This is a genomic window from Allobosea sp. 2RAB26, from assembly GCF_052115465.1.
Taxonomy (GTDB): Bacteria; Pseudomonadota; Alphaproteobacteria; order Rhizobiales; family Beijerinckiaceae; genus Allobosea.
In genome coordinates this window covers 128,394-140,774 of the sequence record NZ_JBFRGS010000001.1, presented here as the reverse complement: position 1 = coordinate 140,774, position 12,381 = coordinate 128,394, and the positions used below count along the sequence as shown (strand labels likewise).

The window sequence follows — 12,381 nt, the reverse complement described above, 5'->3', positions numbered from 1 at the left end:
TTCCGGTCAGTTCCGGCGCGGCCAGCGGTAATCGTCGATGCGACCCGGCTTCGGTTCGCTCGCGACCCCCTCGCCGAACACGCGGTCGAGCTGGGTGGCGAGGTCGCCCCGTCCTCTCGCCTCCTGGATCGAGGCGAGCAGCGCCCGGTCCCCATTGGACGACACCCCTGTCAGCGGCATGATCGGACCTGCGAGCGGCTTTGCCTGCAGCAAGGGGCCAAGGCCGCCGAGGTCGGGCAATCCCTGGACCATACGGTCGATCAGGCGTTCGATGCCGCCGGCCTGCAGTTCCGGATTGCTTGGAGCCCCGGTCTCGGGCGCGACCGGAAGCGCGATCACGCCTTGTTCCGGACGCCCCTCGATCAGACGGCGGATCACCACATCGATGAAGTGAGCGGCCTTGCGTGCCCCCGCCTTGGTGAAATGAATGCCGTCGGCGGTGCGCAATCGCGTCGTCTGCCCGGATACATCGGGCCCCATCGCCCTATAGCGGTTCTCGGCATCGACATAACCGCCCCAGAGATCGATGTACTGGCCGCCGGCCCGCTCGACACGCTGCCGATAGACGTCGTTGAGAATGACATAGTCGGCGGTAAGGCGTGAATTCTGGACGGGCGGGAGACCGACCCAGAGCAAGGGAATGCGTTTCGCCGCAAAAGCCCCGGCGATGCCGTCGACCCGATCCCGATAGAGTTCCAGCCAACGCTCGCTCAGCGGCTCATGAAGGGTCTCGCCTTCACGGATCGCTTGCCGATCATTGAGCCCGAGCAGCATTACGGCGACGGTGATCTTCTGGTCGCTCGCCAGCAGATCGGTGACCGCCTTGGGCCAATCGTAGAAATCGGTGCGGACAAGACCGGATTCGAGTTTCGTCTTGCGCATCACCGCGACGTCGGGACGATCATTCAAGGCCTCGACGAGCCCGCCGACCACGAGATCGCCAAGCGAATCCCCCAGCACGACGATATGGTAGCTGACATCGACCTTGGGGATGACCGGATCGTCGCGTACGACCACTGGCGACGTCCTGCGTGCCTGGGCTGGCGCCACGCGCTGGCGCTGTGGCGCGGGCTGGGGCTGCGGCTGAAGTCGGCTGAAGGGAAAAACGAACCCGCGGCCACGCTGCAGCGTGGGATCACGCGTCAGCATCGTGTCGTTCTCGGCAAAGGAGGACGGCCCGCCGGTCAGCAGCAGGAGCAGGGCAGCCCCCAGAACCATCAGAAGTGAACGCAAACGCATGGCGCTCTCGGTCCTACCGGCCGACGGAGTTCGCCGGCATCATACCGCGGTCGGAGGCTGGAGTCAGCGCGCCCCACGCATGCGCGCGAGAAGCGCCGGCGTCGGGTAGCCATCGGCGATCTGGCCAGCGCTCAGCTGGTATTGGCGCACCGCCTCGCGTGTGCCGGTGCCGATGCGCCCGTCGGCATCATGATCATAGAAGCCAAGCACCTTCAGCCGCCGCTGCAGATCCTTGGTTCCTGCCATGTCCAGCCGCGGCGCCGAGACCGGCCATTCAGCCTGGATTGCCGGACGCCCTGCGATCCGGTCGCCGAGATGGCCGACCGCAAGCGCATAGGCGTCAGAGGAGTTGTATTTCTTGATGACGTCGAAATTCGCGGTCAGCAGCATGACGGGGCCGCGATAGCCGGCAGGAAAGAACAGCCGCGCCTCACCCGAGGATGGCAGCGCCCGCCCATCGGCCCGCCGCACCCCTGCCGCGTTGAAGGCAGAGAAACTTGCCTTGTTGATGCGGTGATCGAAATTCTCCGGGAGCCTCACTTCCATGCCCCAAGGCAGGCCCGGCACCCAGCCATAGCCCTTGAGGTAGTTGGCGGTCGAGGCCAGTGCGTCGCTGGTCGAAGCCCAGATATCGGCATGCCCGTCTCCGGTGAAGTCGACGGCGTATTTCATGTAGCTCGACGGCATGAACTGGGTGTGCCCCATCGCTCCCGCCCAGGAGCCGCGCAGCTCGCTGCGCTCGACATAGCCCTTTTCGATCAGCTCGAGCGCCGTCAGCAGTTCATCGCGGAAGAAGTCGCCGCGATAGCGGATATGGGCGAGCGTCGCGAGCGAGCGGATCGTGTCCTTGTCGCCCTTGAACGAACCGTAATTGGTTTCCATGCCCCAGACGCCGAGCACGACCTCCTTGGGCACGCCATAGCGGGCTTCGACCTGGGCGAGCGTACTTGCATTGTCGGCGGCAGCGTCACGCCCGCGTGCGACGCGCGTGCCACCGACAGCGTTGTTGAGATAGGTCCAGATCGGCGCCGAAAACTCCGATTGCTTCTTCGTCAGCGCGACGATCGAGGCATCCGGCGTCACCCCGCGAAAGGCCAGATCGAAGGTCTTGCGCGAGATGCCGCGCGCCTGCGCCTGCGGCCAGAGCCGCTGCAGGAAGGCATCGAAGGACGCCTGGCCCTGCCCGGCGGTCGCAGCATTCGTGCTGTGCGAGCGCGCCGAGGCGTTGATCGAGCCTGTCGTCTGAGCCAGCGCCGGGACGAGGCTGGCTGTGGCCACGGCGAGGACGAGGGACAGGCGGCGCATGGGCAAAAACCTTGCTAGGACAGGCTGGGCGTAAACGACTTCAGCAACAGCGCCCGAACAAGATTAACCATGGGTTAACGTAGCGCAATCACCGCGCGTTTCGGGTCCGCAGAACCTCTTCCCAGGCCAGGGCTTGCGTGACGATCTGCGTCAGATCGTCATGTTCGGGCTGCCACCCGAGTTCGGCGCGGATGCGGTCGGCCTTGGCAACCAGGGACGCCGGATCGCCGGCCCGGCGCGGCGAGAGCTTGACCGGGAAATCCGTCCCCGACACCTGCTTCACCACCTCGACCACCTCCTTCACCGAATAGCCACGACCATAGCCGCAGTTCAGTGTCAGGCTGGCGCCATCATCGCGCAAATGATCGAGCGCCGCCAGATGCGCCCGCGCCAGATCGGTGACGTGGATATAGTCGCGCACGCAGGTGCCATCCGGCGTCGGATAGTCCGTGCCGAAGATCTCGAGCCCGGCGCGCTGGCCGAGCGCCGCCTGGCTCGCGACCTTGATCAGATGGGTGGCGTTCGCCGCGGACTGCCCGGAACGGCCGCGCGGATCGGCCCCGGCCACGTTGAAATAGCGCAGTGCCACATAGGTCAGGCCGTGGGCACGCGCGACATCGCCGAGCATCCACTCGCTCATCAGCTTCGAGCGGCCATAGGGGTTGATCGGCGCAAGTCCGATTTCCTCGGGCACGGGGCTGACGGCCGGCTCACCATAGACTGCTGCCGTCGAGGAGAAGATCACGTGCTTGACGCCACCGCGCACCGCGCTCTCGAGCAGGGCGCGCGTCTTCACGGTGTTATTGAGATAGTAACCAAGCGGATCGGAAACCGAATCGGGCACCACGATCTTGGCTGCGAAATGCGCAATCTCGGTGATGCCATGCTCGGCGATGACGCGCTCGACCAGAGCCTGATCGCCCATATCGCCTTGTACGAATGTCGCTTCCGGGGGCACGGCCCACCAGAAGCCGGTCGAGAGATCGTCGAGCACGACGACCTTTTCGCCGCGATCGAGCAGCTCCAGCACCATATGGCTGCCGATATAGCCGGCGCCGCCCGAGACCAGAATCGTCATGTATCGTCTCCGATTGTCATCGCTCTGGCATAGGCCTTAAGCAAAAAGGATTGACGACGCATCAAGCGACGATTGGTATCAGGAACAGGCTGGCCCGCCTTTCGCCAGAATTGCGCGACAGCCTTGGCAACAGCTGGCATTGATCGGGGCACGCCGGCTTCCTACGCTTTGCCCTTCCGACGCAGGCGCACCACGCTCGGTGCGCGAAATGGGTTTTTCATGACGAAACGCATCCGCAAGGCCGTCCTTCCCGTCGCGGGCCTTGGTACCCGCTTCCTTCCCGCCACCAAGGCGGTCCCCAAGGAAATGCTGACCATCGTCGACCGTCCGGTCGTCCAGCATGTCGTCGACGAGGCCAGGGCAGCCGGCATCGAGCATTTCGTCTTCGTCACCGGCCGCAACAAGGGCGTGATCGAAGACCATTTTGATATCGCCTATGAGCTCGATGACACATTGGCCAAGCGCGGCAAGATGAAGGAACTGGAGGCGCTCAGGGCGGATCTGCCGCCGGCGGGCGCCGCGAGCTTCCTCCGTCAGCAGGCTCCGCTTGGCCTTGGCCACGCCGTCTGGTGCGCACGCGATGTCATCGGTGACGAGCCCTTCGCCTTGCTGCTGCCGGATATGCTCCATCACAGCCTCGGCAAGGGCTGCCTCGCCGAGATGATCGACGCCTTCGAGAAGCACGGCGGCAACCACATCGGCGTGGCGCCGGTGCCGGACGACCAGACCCATCAATACGGCATCGTCGGCGTCGAGGACGTGAAGGCCAAGGTCTCGAAGATCACGAAGATGGTCGAGAAGCCGGCAAAGGGAACGGCCCCCTCGAATCTGCACATCACCGGCCGCTACATCCTGCAGCCGACGATCTTCAATCTGCTGGCGAACCAGGAAACAGGCGCCGGCGGCGAAATCCAGCTCACCGATTCGATGATCGCACTATCCCGGCAGGAGCCCTTCTACGCCGTGCGCTTCGATGGGGACATCTACGACACCGGTTCGAAGCTCGGCTTCCTGACCGCCAACATCGCCTATGCGCTCCAGCGCGGCGACCTTGGCCCGCAACTGCGCGCGGAAATCGACCGGCTGCTCGAGGCGTAACCGTCGCACCGGGATTCCCGGGCCAGGCCCGATGCGGGCCCGGGAACCCGAGGTGATGAGAGGGCCGGCTCGGCGCCGGCCATCATGCCAAGCCTGGCTTAGAACTGCAGCCGCAGGCCGACCTGCGCGACATTGGCCGTGTAATCCGAGTTCGGCGCAGTCGAGTTCAGGCGTTCATGGGTGAAGCTCGCCCGCACCGCGAAGGTCCGCGTCAGCTTGTATTCGAGCCGGGCGCCGATCGCCGTATAATCTTCGCGCAGCCCCTGCCCCTCATAGGCGGTGCGGCCGAAGGTGGTGAAGCCGGTCACAGTCAGATTGCGGCGCAAGGCATGAGCCACCTCGAGGGTGGCCCGGCGCGCCCAGGTGCCGCTGCTGCCCGCGATCGTCGTATCGCCAAGCTCTGACGTGCCGCGCAGCGTCACCGTCGTCAAAGGGGTCGGCGTCCACAGGATCGCGGCATCGCCAACCATGCCGCGCAGGTTCCTCAGCCGGGGATCCTCATAGGCCCGGTCCTGATAGCCCACGGACACTTCGCCCGTGACCAGCCGGCTGATTTCGAAAGTGGAGCCGACACTGACGGTGTACCCGTTCGAAGAGCGCTCAAATCCATTAGAATCCACCCGCTGGTCATACTGGCGCGTGTCAATATCGCCCTGGATGAAAGGCCTGAGGCCCGGCGTCAGCTCATAGCCGGCTCGTAGCCGCAAGCCATAGTCCGTCTGGTTGCGGTCGGCCTGGCTCAGGGTTGCGCCGCTGATCAGCTTCGCGTTCTCGAAGTCCTGGCGGTCGACTGAACCCCGTAGCGTCAGCTGCAGACGGTTGATGTCATGCGTGACACCGGCCGAGCCGCCATAGAAATAGGTCAGCGGCCGGCCGACGACCGGCGCATTGAGGTCCGGCGAACCGGGACGCTGCGTATCGAGCCTGAGGCGGCTTTCCAGCAGGATGCGGGTATCGCGGGTCGCATCGAGCCGAAGATCAAGCGCCCCCTCGCCGTCCGGGCGCGAGGCTTCGCCATCGCGAAAATACTCGGAATAGGCGCCGCGCAGCCTGCCCCTCAACTGATGCACGTTCCAGTCCGACTGGATGCCAAGCTCGCCCTCGTAACGAGCGAAGCCTGAGCCCTTGTTCGGGCCGGAGACACGCTGCGGATTGCTGTCATAGCCAACGGAATTCGTCGTCGCCGGGGTCAGAATGACATTGCCAAGCCTGAGCCCCAGCGGCGCGTAGGGGTCTTCCTCGACGATCGAACGCCGCCGCAGCGGCGGCGGAGCCGCCGAGCCTGGTTGCGGCAATGTCGAAACGGCCGGTTGCGGCGCGCGGAACTGGCGCTGCGTGACGCCACGAAGGCCGGGCGCCAGTACCGGACGGCTGGCGCGCGGCGGCGCGCGGTTGGAAATCGTCGAAGGCTGGTTCTGGATCAAGGCAGCCGGATCGCGCACCGCCTCGGGAATCGGCGAGGTCGCACTCTGCTGTGTTTGATCCGGCGCCGCCTGGGCCTGGGCGACATAGGCGGGGAAGGTGCTGCGCAGGCTCGGGGCCCGTGCCTGCTGCGCCCATGCCGTGTCGATCGCAGGCCATGCCGCCGCAAGGCCTGCTGCTGCAGCGCCTGTCAAAAGCACGGTCGTGACGCGACGGGACACGAGGAGAGCGAACTCCGGAACAAGCCAAGGCGCGCCCGGATGGCACGCATGGTTAACGGAGTTAGAACGAAGAGGGTTAACGTGCCGTCAATGCAGCCCTGCTGCGAGGCTTGGCAGCCCTGCTGCGAGGTTTGGCAGTCCTGCTGCGAGGCTTGACGGTGGAAGTCCCTGCCCGGACTGTGCTAGACGCCCCAGCCATGACAGCCGATATCCGCGCCTCGGCGCTCCGCACCATCGCGACCGAGCGCACCGGGCTCGATACGCTTCACACCGCGCTCGCCAACGGCCTGGGCGAACCCTTTGCAGCCGCTGTGGAGTTGATCCGCGCTGCCGCCGGCCGTGTCGTCGTCACCGGCATGGGCAAATCGGGCCATGTCGGGCGTAAGCTCGCAGCGACCTTGGCTTCGACCGGGACCCCTGCCCTCTTCGTGCATCCGGCCGAAGCGAGCCATGGCGATCTCGGCATGGTCCAGCCGGAGGATGTCGTCATCGCCCTCTCCTGGTCCGGAGAGGCGGCGGAGCTGTCCGCCATCGTCGCCTATACCCGCCGTTTCCGCGTCGGCCTGATCGCGCTGACCGCCAATGCCGAGAGCGCGCTTGGCCGCGAGGCCGACATTGCCCTCGTGATCCCGAAGGCGGAAGAGGCCTGCCCGAACGGGCTCGCCCCCACGACCTCGACGACCATGCAGATCGCGCTCGGCGACGCGCTCGCGATTGCGCTGCTCGAGGCCCGTGGCTTTTCGCGCCAGGATTTCTTCGTCTACCACCCCGGCGGCAAGCTCGGCGCGCAGCTCAAGACTGTCGAGAGCATCATGCATCGTGGCGAGGGCCTGCCCCGCGTCGGCCTCGACACTGCGCTGCCGGATGTGATCGCGATGATCTCGGCCAAGGGTTTTGGCTGCGCGATTGTCACCGATCTCGACGGGCGCCTCGCCGGCATCGTCACCGATGGCGACCTGCGCCGCAAGCTCGGCTCCGGCGGGCCGAGCGCTTTGCGCGCCCGCGATGTGATGACCCCATCCCCGCGCCGCATCGCCCCCGATGCGCTGGCCGTCGAGGCACTCGAGATGGTCAACCGGTTGCGCATCACGGCATTGGTCGTCGCGGACGCTGAGGAACATCCGGTCGGCCTCGTGCATGTGCATGACCTGCTGACGCTCGGCGTCGCCTGAACCGTCAGGCCAATCGCTCGCGCAATGCCTTCGCCGCGTGCCGGGTGAAGGCCCGGACCCGCGCCGCATGACGCAGATCGGGATGGGTCAAAACCCAGATCTCGGATGCAAGCTCGGGAACCGGCTCGCTCAGGCGAGCCAGTCCGAGCGATGGCTCGTCGCCGAGATAGCTCGGCAAAAGTGCATGAGCCCCTGATCGCGCCGCAACGGCCGCCGCGAAGAACGAATCCACGCTTGCACCGACACGCTCCGTCGGAACGTGATCACGCAGCCAGCGCGCCGCCGGGGCATGCATCAGGGCCGGCGCAAGGCCGATCCATCGCCGAGTCGCCAGAAGCTCGGTCATGTCTCGCACACCTCCGTCGTCATTCGCCGAATAGGCTGCAAAGCCGAAGCGCGCGGCCCGCTGCCCGACCAGGGCTTCCGGCGGAGCATGCGTCGGCCTGATGGCAACATCGGCCTCGTTGCGCGCCATATCGGCCATCGCATTGGAGAATTGTAGCTCAACCGACATCTGCGGATGCGCGTCCGCGAAGCTGAGCACGATCGGCGCGACGATATAGGCCAGCGTATCGGCCGTCGTGACCTTCAGCGTGCCGCGGAGGCGGTTGTCCCGGCCCGCGACCGCCCGGTTCAGTTCATCCAGCCGCTGCTCGATATCGCCCGCGCGCTGGATGATCTCCTCCGCGAGCACCGTCGGGACATAGCCGTCCACCCCGCGTTCGAAGAGCGGATTGCCAAGCCGACGCTCCAGCGCCTCGAGCCTGCGATAGGCCGTCGCCGGATGGGTCTGGAGCATCTCGGCCACCTGCTTCATCCGGCCGGCGCGCGCGACCGCGAGGATCAGGGCGAGATCATCATGGGTGAGCATCGTCGTCGCATTCTTGCGAAATCATTTCGCATATCAAGCATTTGAAGTCGCATCAGCGCAATCCACCTTTCATGCAGTCGCGCTCCCGCTTGGAGCGTCTACGTTACGAGGTTTGCGTCACATGACACGGCTGCTCTTCATCCAGGCTTCCCCGCGCAAGGCGGATTCGGCCTCGTCTTCCAGCGCGCAGCACTTCCTTGCCGCCCTCCAGGCAAGGCTGCCCACACTCTCGGTCGAGACGCTCGACCTCTGGGCCGCGGAGCTGCCGGAATTCGACGGCGCCATGCTGGCGGCGAAATATGCCCGCCTCGCCAGGCGCGATCTCAACGCCCCGGAACAGGCGGCCTGGCGGGTCATCGAGGGAATGATCGCCCGTCTCGCCGGAGCCGATCTCGTGCTGATCGCGACGCCGATGTGGAATTTCGGTATCCCCTACAAGCTCAAGCACTGGATCGACCTCGTCACCCAGCCGGGGCTGAGCTTCTCCTTCGATCCTGCGACGGGATACACGCCGCTGCTGAGGTCGCGCCCGACGCTCGCCATCCTCGCAAGCGCTGGCGACTATAGCGAAGGGCCGAGCCGGGGTCGGCCCGATCTTGCGACGCCCTATCTCAAGGCAGCACTCGGCTTCATTGGCCTCAGCGACGCCATCGTGGTCGGCCAGGGGCCCACGATCGGTCCCGATCAGGAGGTCGCTGAAGGCCGCGCGCATGCGCATACCCGTCTTGAAGAGATCGCCGCCAGCTTTGCAGTCACGGTGGGAATTGGCACGGAACGGCTCAGGAGTGCGTCATGACAACGGGCTGGGCCTGGATCGCCCTCGTCGTCTCCGGCATCGTCGATGTCGCCTGGGCGCTCAGCATGAAGAAGGCCGACGGCTTTCGCGACCTGCACTGGGCGCTTGTCTCGGTGCTGCTTCTGGTCGTCTTCGTCGTGCTTCTGATCAAGGCGCTGGACGTGCTGCCGCTCGGCACGGCCTATGCGGTCTGGACAGGCATCGGCGCGCTCGGCTCGGTGCTCGTCGGCATCCTCGTCTTCGGCGAGCCGGCCACGATCGCCCGTCTCTTCTGGATCGCGCTGGTGCTCGTCGGCATCGTCGGGCTGAAGACGACGGCGTGAGCGGGTTACCCGCTCACTGCCTCTCGTAGAGCAACCGCGCCCGGATCGTGCCGTCGAGCGCCCTGATCTCGGCCAGGATGGCGTCCGCATCGGCACCGATGCGGTCGGCCTCCATCACGACATAGCCGATCTCGCCATCGGTCTGGTAGTTCTGGGCGGAGATATTGACCTCGCGCCGGGCGAAGATGTCGTTCAGCCGCCGCAGCATGCCGGGCTCGTTGCGCTGGACATGGATGAAGCGCGTCCCGATCGGACGCGGCGCCAGTTGCACCTGCGGGAAGTTCACCGCGCCGACAGTCGAACCGATATCGGAATAATCGACCAGCTTGCGCGCCACCTCGGCACCGATGCGCTCCTGTGCCTCCTCCGTCGAGCCTCCGACATGCGGCGTCAGGATGACATTGGGCAGGCCCTGCAGCGGCGAGACGAAGCGCTCGCTGTTCGAGGCAGGCTCCTTCGGGAACACATCGACGGCGGCCCCCGCAAGATGGCCGCTGCCCAGCGCCTCGGCCAGCGCATCGAGATCGACGACGGTGCCGCGCGAATTGTTGATGAGATAGCTGCCCTTGCGCATCGCGGCGATCTCGGCCTTGCCGATCATGCCATGGGTCGCGGGCGTCTCCGGCACATGCAGCGAGACCACGTCGCAGGAGCCGAGCAAGTGCTTCAGGCTGTCGACGGGTTCGGTATTGCCGTGACGCAGCCGGTCGGTGTGGTCGAAATAGAGCACCCGCATGCCCATCGCCTCGGCCAGTGTCGAGAGCTGGCTGCCGATATTGCCGTAGCCGATGATCCCGAGCGTCTTGCCGCGCACCTCGAAGCTGCCATTGGCCGACTTGTCCCAGCCGCCGTCATGCGCCGAACGCGACCGGTCGGGGATGCGCCGCAGCAGCATGACGATCTCGCCGATGGTGAGCTCGGCGACGCTGCGGGTATTCGAGAACGGCGCATTGAAAACGGGGACGCCACGCGCGCGGGCGGCCTGCAGGTCGACCTGATTGGTTCCAACCGAGAAGCAGCCGACGGCAAAGAGGCGGCTTGCGCGCTCGAAAACGTCGGCCGTGAGCTGCGAACGCGAGCGGATGCCGAGCACATGCACCTTCTCGACAGCCTTGAGCAGCTCATCGTGATCGAGTGCCTTGGGCAGCCGGATCATATTGGTATAGCCGGCCTGGACCATCAGATCGGCAGCGGAATCATTGATCCCTTCGAGCAGCAGGACACGGATCCGGTCCTTTGGCAGCGACAGGCGTTCGGTCTGGTCTGGCATGGTGCGCTTCGCTTGCGGTGGGAGTTCCCTATAGACCCCGCGCATCGATATGGGCAGCCCGATTTCGCATCAGCGAGATGAGCTGGCGGCGCAACGTTCAGGCTTTCTCGACCACCAGCGTCGCACCGTCGACCCGCACGACCCGCACTTCGGAGCCAGCCAGCAGCTCGGGCCCGGTGATTCGCCAGGAGGAGTCGCCGACGCGGATGCGGCCCTCGCCACCGGTCATGGTCGCATCGAGCCTGAAGACCTTGCCGATCAGCTGCCGCCCGCGGTCGTTCAGGCCCTGCGCCGCATCCGGTTCATCCGACTTGCGCCGGGTCAGGGCCCGGCCCGCAAGGACGCTGGCGACCGACAAAGCCGCGAAGATCAGCGCCGCGCCTTGCCAGCCCACCCCGGTCAGCCCAACCACGAGCCCGGTCAGCAGTGCAGCAAGGCCGAGCCAGATCAGGAAGACACCGGGTGCCAGCAACTCGCCGCCAATCAGGACGAGGCCGATCACGACCCAGCCCCAGCCTCCGATCGATCCAAACCAGTCCAGCATCGTCGTACCCTCAGGCGCTCGTCCGGCCGGAGGCGGGAACCGAGCCGGTGCGGCGCGCCTCGATCGCGTCCTCGCCGAAGACCGCGCGGGTGAGCTGCGCGATGCCGCCGACCGTGCCGGCCAGCGCCGCTGCTTCGATCGGCACGATCACCACCTTGCTGTTTGGCGCGCTGGCGATGGCCTTGAGCGCATCGGTATAGCGCTCGGCGATCAGGAAATTCGCGGCCTGGATATCACCACGGCTGATCGCCTCGCTGACCATGGCTGTCGCTGCCGCTTCGGCCTGGGCCAACCGTTCGCGTGCCTCGGCATCGCGCAACGCCGCTTCCTTGCGGCCCTCGGCTGCAAGGATCTGCGATTGCTTCTGCCCTTCCGCCTTGAGGATCTCGGCCTGCCGCAGGCCTTCCGCCTCCAGCACCGCCGCGCGCTTCTCACGCTCGGCCTTCATCTGCCGGTTCATCGCGCCGGCGATATCCGCGGGCGGCAGGATATCCCGGATCTCGATGCGGGTGACCTTGACGCCCCAGGGCGAAGCCGCGGCATCCATGACCCGCAGCAACCGCTCGTTGATCTCGTCGCGATGCGACAGCAACTGGTCGAGATCCATTGAGCCGACGACGGTGCGGATATTGGTCATGGTCAGCACCATCAGGGCCTGATCGAGCGACGAAACCTCATAGCAGGCCTTGGCTGCGTCGAGCACCTGATAGAAGGCGGCAGCGTCGATCCGGACGCCGGCATTGTCCTTGGTGATCGCCTCCTGGCTCGGAATGTCGAGCACCTGCTCCATGACATTCACCTTGTGGCCGACCCGGTCGATATAGGGCACGATCAGGCCGAGGCCCGCCCCGAGCGTACGCGAATAGCGGCCGAAGCGTTCGATCGTATAATTATAGCCCTGCGGAACAGTGCGAACCCCCAGCGCGATCGTCAGGATGACGAGCAGCACCAGAATCACGACAACGATGTCGAAACTGAAGATCTGATTCATTTGGCTCCGCCAGTCCGCCGGTCACGCTCTGGAGTTTCATGCTCCAGCGTT

Annotated in this window: 12 protein-coding genes; 4 read left to right on the top strand and 8 right to left on the bottom strand. The window is 65.7% G+C overall.

Translation table 11 applies throughout. The features are described 5' to 3' along the window. Positions 1–6 precede the first annotated feature (6 nt). From AB4118_RS00655 to galE, 3 genes are all read right to left on the bottom strand, one after another. Positions 7–1,239: an SGNH/GDSL hydrolase family protein gene (locus tag AB4118_RS00655; RefSeq protein ID WP_441487910.1), complete on the bottom strand. Its 1,233-nt coding sequence runs from the start codon at positions 1,237–1,239 to the stop codon at positions 7–9. A 63-nt stretch (positions 1,240–1,302) separates the two neighbouring features. Then, complete coding sequence (locus AB4118_RS00650; protein WP_441487909.1) at positions 1,303–2,544, bottom strand: lytic murein transglycosylase; 1,242 nt, start codon at positions 2,542–2,544, stop codon at positions 1,303–1,305. A gap of 88 nt (positions 2,545–2,632) precedes the next feature. After that, positions 2,633–3,622: a UDP-glucose 4-epimerase GalE gene (gene galE, locus AB4118_RS00645; protein WP_441487908.1), complete on the bottom strand. Its 990-nt coding sequence runs from the start codon at positions 3,620–3,622 to the stop codon at positions 2,633–2,635. A 219-nt stretch (positions 3,623–3,841) separates the two neighbouring features. Here galE and galU point away from each other — a divergent pair, with 219 nt between their 5' ends. Then, positions 3,842–4,720 (top strand): UTP--glucose-1-phosphate uridylyltransferase GalU, encoded by an 879-nt coding sequence (galU, locus tag AB4118_RS00640; protein ID WP_441487907.1) that lies wholly within the window; start codon positions 3,842–3,844, stop codon positions 4,718–4,720. A gap of 98 nt (positions 4,721–4,818) precedes the next feature. Here the strand turns inward: galU and AB4118_RS00635 are convergent, their stop codons facing one another. After that, complete coding sequence (locus tag AB4118_RS00635; RefSeq protein WP_441487906.1) at positions 4,819–6,363, bottom strand: outer membrane beta-barrel protein; 1,545 nt, start codon at positions 6,361–6,363, stop codon at positions 4,819–4,821. A 197-nt stretch (positions 6,364–6,560) separates the two neighbouring features. Here AB4118_RS00635 and AB4118_RS00630 point away from each other — a divergent pair, with 197 nt between their 5' ends. Next, on the top strand, positions 6,561–7,535 hold the full coding sequence (locus AB4118_RS00630; RefSeq protein ID WP_441487905.1) for a KpsF/GutQ family sugar-phosphate isomerase: 975 nt from the start codon (positions 6,561–6,563) through the stop codon (positions 7,533–7,535). 4 nt (positions 7,536–7,539) lie between these two features. Here AB4118_RS00630 and AB4118_RS00625 read toward each other — a convergent pair whose 3' ends face one another. Continuing rightward, positions 7,540–8,406, bottom strand: coding sequence for a LysR family transcriptional regulator (locus AB4118_RS00625; protein ID WP_441487904.1), 867 nt, complete (start codon positions 8,404–8,406; stop codon positions 7,540–7,542). A gap of 121 nt (positions 8,407–8,527) precedes the next feature. On the opposite strand from AB4118_RS00625, the gene AB4118_RS00620 reads away from it, so the two are divergent. Together AB4118_RS00620 and AB4118_RS00615 are read left to right on the top strand one after the other, a co-directional pair. Next, the gene (locus AB4118_RS00620; RefSeq protein ID WP_441487903.1) at positions 8,528–9,202 is read left to right on the top strand and encodes an FMN-dependent NADH-azoreductase; all 675 of its coding nucleotides are present in this window, start codon (positions 8,528–8,530) and stop codon (positions 9,200–9,202) included. Beyond that, entirely contained in the window at positions 9,199–9,525 is a 327-nt protein-coding gene (locus AB4118_RS00615) for a DMT family transporter (protein ID WP_441487902.1), read from the top strand. Before AB4118_RS00620 ends, AB4118_RS00615 begins: the two co-directional genes overlap by 4 nt. A gap of 13 nt (positions 9,526–9,538) precedes the next feature. On the opposite strand, the gene serA is transcribed toward AB4118_RS00615, so the two are convergent. The 3 genes from serA to AB4118_RS00600 form a co-directional block, all read right to left on the bottom strand. After that, positions 9,539–10,795 carry a phosphoglycerate dehydrogenase gene (gene serA, locus AB4118_RS00610; protein WP_441487901.1) on the bottom strand — a complete coding sequence of 419 codons (1,257 nt, stop codon included), beginning with the start codon at positions 10,793–10,795 and terminating at the stop codon, positions 9,539–9,541. 97 nt (positions 10,796–10,892) lie between these two features. Beyond that, entirely contained in the window at positions 10,893–11,339 is a 447-nt protein-coding gene (locus tag AB4118_RS00605; RefSeq protein WP_441487900.1) for an NfeD family protein, read from the bottom strand. Positions 11,340–11,349: 10 nt separating this feature from the next. Further along, entirely contained in the window at positions 11,350–12,330 is a 981-nt protein-coding gene (locus AB4118_RS00600; RefSeq protein WP_441487899.1) for an SPFH domain-containing protein, read from the bottom strand. Between the last annotated feature and the right edge of the window lie 51 nt (positions 12,331–12,381).

Excerpts from the sequence above, each read along its gene's own strand:
- serA (WP_441487901.1), bottom strand. The coding sequence starts at position 10,795 with ATGCCAGACCAGACCGAACGCCTGTCGCTGCCAAAGGACCGGATCCGT.
- AB4118_RS00600 (WP_441487899.1), bottom strand. The coding sequence starts at position 12,330 with ATGAATCAGATCTTCAGTTTCGACATCGTTGTCGTGATTCTGGTGCTG.
- AB4118_RS00605 (WP_441487900.1), bottom strand. The coding sequence starts at position 11,339 with ATGCTGGACTGGTTTGGATCGATCGGAGGCTGGGGCTGGGTCGTGATC.
- AB4118_RS00655 (WP_441487910.1), bottom strand. The coding sequence starts at position 1,239 with ATGCGTTTGCGTTCACTTCTGATGGTTCTGGGGGCTGCCCTGCTCCTG.
- AB4118_RS00620 (WP_441487903.1), top strand. The coding sequence starts at position 8,528 with ATGACACGGCTGCTCTTCATCCAGGCTTCCCCGCGCAAGGCGGATTCG.
- AB4118_RS00625 (WP_441487904.1), bottom strand. The coding sequence starts at position 8,406 with ATGCTCACCCATGATGATCTCGCCCTGATCCTCGCGGTCGCGCGCGCC.
- AB4118_RS00650 (WP_441487909.1), bottom strand. The coding sequence starts at position 2,544 with ATGCGCCGCCTGTCCCTCGTCCTCGCCGTGGCCACAGCCAGCCTCGTC.
- AB4118_RS00630 (WP_441487905.1), top strand. The coding sequence starts at position 6,561 with ATGACAGCCGATATCCGCGCCTCGGCGCTCCGCACCATCGCGACCGAG.
- galU (WP_441487907.1), top strand. The coding sequence starts at position 3,842 with ATGACGAAACGCATCCGCAAGGCCGTCCTTCCCGTCGCGGGCCTTGGT.
- AB4118_RS00615 (WP_441487902.1), top strand. The coding sequence starts at position 9,199 with ATGACAACGGGCTGGGCCTGGATCGCCCTCGTCGTCTCCGGCATCGTC.
- galE (WP_441487908.1), bottom strand. The coding sequence starts at position 3,622 with ATGACGATTCTGGTCTCGGGCGGCGCCGGCTATATCGGCAGCCATATG.